Source organism: Pseudoalteromonas sp. (assembly GCF_041613455.1).
In the GTDB taxonomy this organism is placed as follows: Bacteria; Pseudomonadota; Gammaproteobacteria; order Enterobacterales; family Alteromonadaceae; genus Pseudoalteromonas.
Genome location: NZ_JBFJHD010000214.1, coordinates 1 through 5,010, shown reverse-complemented (window position 1 = coordinate 5,010; position 5,010 = coordinate 1). Strand labels below are relative to the sequence as shown.

The window sequence follows — 5,010 nt, the reverse complement described above, 5'->3', positions numbered from 1 at the left end:
TCAAAGCGAATATGATCTAAGCCATCGTCAGCCATGCGCTGCTGAGTGAAGCGCGACGTTACCGACTCCAGCTCTTCGGTGTCATGACGACTTTCAATCCACTGTTTACGAAACTTAGGTAGTCCTTGACGTACATCTAATTCAAAATTAGGGTCGGTGTAGGGGCCTGAGGTATCGTAAACGCGTAGTGGCTCATTCGCTTCGTACACTGGGTTTTCATCTGTACCACCAACAAGTGTGTCGCTCAGCGTTATTTCACGCATCCCTACGCGCACACCGGCTTGTGTGCCTGCAACGTATACTTTGTGTGAATTAGGAAACGGTTGTCCGGTTAAATTATAAATATATTCAGATGCCGCAGCGCGTGTTTCGCGGCGCGACGCTTTATTTGTAGTGTTTGACATGACTTACCTCATTGCTTAAGGGTTGTCTTGTCCGAGGAATAGAGAAAGATCGTAAAATGGCAAATGCCATTTGGCAGCCTAAAGTCGCTAGAACTATGTTGCTGTGCGCATAAAAAAAGACGCACAAGCGTCCTATTTAGGCAGCTTGTTCCCTACGCAGGTTTTAACCTGATCAGGTTCACGGATCCCGCTTTCGCGATCTCAGCCTAAACTAATCATTAGTTTAGGCACTCCGACAAGTATATAAATTCAATTTGTTTCGTTTAATTTGCCAATGTACTTGAGCAAATCTGCACTGAGTGTACGCCAGTTAAAAATTGCCTGCAAGAGGCAATTTTTAAATAATCAATCAATTACTTAGCAATAAACTCAAATGTTTTTTTAGCTTGCAGTAGCAGTCGCTGATTTTGCATTTTAACTGTGCTGCCCTGTTTTAACGCTTGTAATAGTTGCTGCTCAAACTTATCTAACTGTGCACCGCACGACTTACGCGTCATACCCAGCTTGTTGACTGTGAGCTTACTATCGTCAAGCTCACCTTCACCAAAAAATTTATTACAGCCAGCAAAGCCGTTCACTTGCAGTGCTTCAATAAAGCCGATTGAGGCGTTAAACGACGGCGGAATAGCTAAGCCATCAACCCGTGACAACTGCCACTGGGTGTGCTTTAACTGCTCACTGGTCACGGTTCCTGTTGATGTGCAACCCACACATAAACCGATTATAAGCATCGGTATTGCTGCTAATTTCATACGATTACTAATTCATTGTCTAATTAATGTAATAGTAACAATTTTTGCAGCGCTGATCCGTTAAAAATGCATGTTTTAAATGTAAATTTTTGCTCTATGCTAGGGGATTAATCGCGCAACTCAACCTTAAGGTGCAGGTTTAAATAACTGATCTATTTGCGCGGGTAAAAATGGCCGGCCTTTTTCATTTACCGATGTGCCTATCACCAAAGCATTTAGCATCACTTTATCATCGCATTTACGTACTACCATTTGCTTAAAAGCAAACTTAAGGCGGCTAACACGCTGTGGTTCTACCGCCACGTAAAACTCGTCGCCCGGTAACAAAGAATGCTTATAATCCATTTCACTACGTATCACCACTAAGTTTATTTTGTCTTTTGCCAGCTTGGCAAAATCGACGCCCTGTGCGGATAAAAACTCATGCCGTGCATGTTCTAAATAATTAAAATATACACTATTATTTACAATACCTTGTAGGTCACATTCGTAGTCGCGCACTTTAAAGTCTACTTTAAAGGTCATATTCGTAATCCAAATTATTTAACGTATAATTGCCGCGTTTATAGCACATGTGCCGAAATAATTGCTACCATGCAAGTCCCTAAAATGGAGTTAAGTAACCTAATGAACTTACGTTTGTCTTTAATCACCGCCGCATTATTACCCCTGTTTGCTGCATCTGTTAGCGCTATTGCTGACGATAGCGACTTAGAACGCATTGTAGTAACAGGTGATTTTCAACGAGAAAGCATTCAAACCTTAAGTGCTAGCGCCAGCTTATTTAGCGAAGACGAAGTGAACTTACGTGGTGCAACCTACCTTGACGAAATACTTGGCAGCGCTGCTAATATTAACTTTACCTCGGGTGCCTCGCGCGGTCGTTATATTCAAATTAGGGGCGTGGGACTGCGGTCACAATTTGTCGACCCTATTAACCCGTCGGTGGGCTTGGTTATCGATGGTATTAACTACTCTGGTTTAGGCGGCAGCGCCTTATTATTTGATATTGACCAAGTAGAAATTTACCGTGGCCCACAAGGTACTCGTTTTGGCGCCGACGGTATGGCAGGTATGATTCAAATGCAATCGGCGCAAGCTAGCAACGATCCAAGCTTAAAACTACAGCTCGGCGCAGGCACCTATAACAGCCGTGAAGCCGGCCTTGCAGCAAGCACAGGTTTAACAGACGACACCAGCGCACGCGTTAGTTATTTTCGCAGTAAGTCAGACGGTTACGTAGATAACCTTTATTTAGGTAAAGCCACTCAAGGACAAGACGAGCAAGTCGCACGGTTTAAATTAAGCAGCCAAGTGAGCAATAATTTACGCAGCGAATTAAACCTGCATTACATCGATATTAATAACGGCTACGATGCCTTTACGCTTGATAACAGCCGCAACAGTGTGGCCGACCAGCCCGGTGAAGATAATCAATTAAGCTACGCCATTGGCCTAGCTAACAGCTATAGCGGCTTTGCTGCATTTGACCTAAGCTTAAACCTATCGGCAATCGATACCGAGTTATTTTATAGCTTTGATGAAGACTGGGTATGTAACGATACCGCTAAACCACAACTTTGCGCTGCCGGCTTACACCCCTATGGTTATAGCTCAACCGACATTTATAGCCGCGATCGCAAAGATCATGCAGCCGACTTACAAGTTAGCAGCAAAACCGGCAACTGGGTCGCGGGCATTTACTATCAAAACCGTGATGTCGATTTAGAGCGTCAATACACTTGGTTAGCTAACCCGTTTAACTCAACCTACGAAACCAGTAACGTGGCAGTATACGGCCAATTAGCCACCCCTATTGGCGCTAAAACCACCTTAATTACCGGATTACGAGTAGAGCAATATCAAGGTGATTACACCGATAACAATGGCTTTATTGAAGACACCGACGACATTATGGTCGGCGGTAAGCTGGCACTCGAATACCAAGTGATTGATCGCACCATGATCTACACCAGCATTACGCGAGGCTATAAAGCAGGCGGGATTAACTCAGAAGCGCTCGCAAAAGCCAAAGATGAAGGCTTAAACCTCGATGCGGCGTTTTTTCAGCAGCACACCAGCTTTGATCCTGAATACTTATGGAGCGGTGAGTTTGGGGTTAAAGGCTCATCCCTTGACGATAAATTTGTCTTACGCTTAGCAGCATTTTACATGCACCGCGACAACATTCAGTTAAAGTCGTGGCAAGTACAAGACCAGAAGTTTACCGGTTATGTTGATAACGCCAGCTCTGGCAGTAACTACGGCCTTGAAATTGAAGGCAGCTACCAATTAACTGATGACTTAATTCTGACCGGTAGCGCAGGTTATTTAAATACCAAAATAAATGACTTTGTCACTAAAGACGGTTTAAACCAAGACGGCCGCGAGCAAGCGCAATCACCTAAATACCAATACGCTTTTACGGCTCGCTATAACCTAACCAACGCGCTATACGCAATGCTAGGGGTAGAAGGCAAAGACGATTATTATTTTTCAGACAGCCATAACGCACAAGCACCGAACAGTAACTTAGTTAATGTGAGCCTAGGTTACGAAGCCGATAGCTGGGCTGTACGCGCTTGGGCACGTAACGTGTTTGACGAAGCCGTGCCCACCCGTGGTTTTGAATTTGGCAATAACCCACTTGATGGCTACGCGACTCATACCTACACTCAGCTAGGCGAACCCCGCGTAGCCGGCGTTACCTTTACGCTTAATTTGTAAAATATAAGAGTTCAGTTGGCAATTCGAGAATAAAAAACACCGCGTTTAATGCAAACGCGGTGTTTTTTCTGATAGCTGACAGCTAAGAACGATTAGCTGCTTTAAGCTCTTGCTACATCAAAGGCAATCACCTCTTTGATCTTATCTTTGTTGGTTGCGAGCATAACCAGCCGGTCAATTCCCATTGCAACACCTGCACAAGGTGCTAGGCCGTGTTCTAGTGCAGCAATTAAATGGCCATCAATTGGTACTTGTTTTAAGCCGTGTGCAGCACGGTAGGCGTTATCTTCGGCAAAGCGTTTAGCTTGCTCTGTGGCATTAGTAAGCTCATTAAAGCCGTTGGCCAGTTCCATATTTTTATAATACAACTCAAAGCGCCCCGCGACGCGACTGTCGTGCTCACAAATTTGTGCCAGTGCCGCTTGCGATGCCGGAAAATGATATACAAAACATGGCTTATGCTGGCCTATGGTCGGCTCTACTTTCATACAGAATAACAATTGCAGTAAGGTATCTTTGTGCGTTTCTGTTGCGGCAATATCAGCAAACCCTTGCTCACACGCAAGTTGTTGCAATTGCGCAACACTTGCCGTTAGTGGATCAACCCCAAGCGCCTGCATAAAGGCTTGCTGGTAGGTTAACCGCTGTGCAGGTTCAACCGTTAGAATAAGCTGCATTAGCTCATCCATTTCATCCATTAATGCAAACTCGTCAAATCCTGGGCGATACCACTCTAGCATGGTGAATTCGGGGTTATGATGGCTGCCCGCTTCTTCGTTTCTAAATGCTTTACACAGTTGAAATATCGCTCCGGAGCCCGCCGCTAATAAACGCTTCATGGCAAATTCGGGCGAAGTTTGTAAATACAATGGCAAACCCGCTGCGTGGCCGGGGCCCACAAAAGTGGTGTTAAAACTCACTAAATGAATATCGGTGACACTGGCGCCACTTAAACTCGGCGTTTCAACTTCCATCACATTACGCGCGTAAAAAAACTCACGAATTGTGCGTAAAATAGTGGCTCGCTGTTTAAGCGTTGCCATACTGGCACTGGGAGCCCAAAGATTTTCAGACATATTTTTCTCCAAAAAAAATCCCAACATTTAAGTCAGGATTTTATTAAACAG

Annotated in this window: 4 protein-coding genes, 1 pseudogene and 1 riboswitch; of the genes and pseudogenes, 1 reads left to right on the top strand and 4 read right to left on the bottom strand. The window is 44.6% G+C overall.

Annotated elements, in window-relative coordinates; translation table 11 throughout:
- The 3 genes and pseudogenes from ABYB02_RS14495 to ABYB02_RS14485 form a co-directional block, all read right to left on the bottom strand.
- Positions 1–404 (bottom strand): annotated as a pseudogene (locus ABYB02_RS14495) (phosphomethylpyrimidine synthase ThiC); the annotation flags it as partial.
- Between the two features lie 132 nt (positions 405–536).
- Positions 537–649, bottom strand: a riboswitch (TPP riboswitch).
- Positions 650–757: 108 nt separating this feature from the next.
- Positions 758–1,156, bottom strand: a complete 399-nt coding sequence (locus ABYB02_RS14490; protein WP_372763121.1) for an META domain-containing protein — start codon at positions 1,154–1,156, stop codon at positions 758–760.
- 126 nt (positions 1,157–1,282) lie between these two features.
- A complete protein-coding gene (locus ABYB02_RS14485; RefSeq protein ID WP_372763120.1) occupies positions 1,283–1,681 on the bottom strand; it encodes an acyl-CoA thioesterase in 399 nt (132 codons plus the stop codon).
- A 102-nt stretch (positions 1,682–1,783) separates the two neighbouring features.
- On the opposite strand from ABYB02_RS14485, the gene ABYB02_RS14480 reads away from it, so the two are divergent.
- Positions 1,784–3,883 carry a TonB-dependent receptor gene (locus ABYB02_RS14480; RefSeq protein WP_372763119.1) on the top strand — a complete coding sequence of 700 codons (2,100 nt, stop codon included), beginning with the start codon at positions 1,784–1,786 and terminating at the stop codon, positions 3,881–3,883.
- A 101-nt stretch (positions 3,884–3,984) separates the two neighbouring features.
- Here ABYB02_RS14480 and epmA read toward each other — a convergent pair whose 3' ends face one another.
- Positions 3,985–4,959: an elongation factor P--(R)-beta-lysine ligase gene (gene epmA / locus ABYB02_RS14475; RefSeq protein WP_372763118.1), complete on the bottom strand. Its 975-nt coding sequence runs from the start codon at positions 4,957–4,959 to the stop codon at positions 3,985–3,987.
- Positions 4,960–5,010 lie beyond the last annotated feature (51 nt).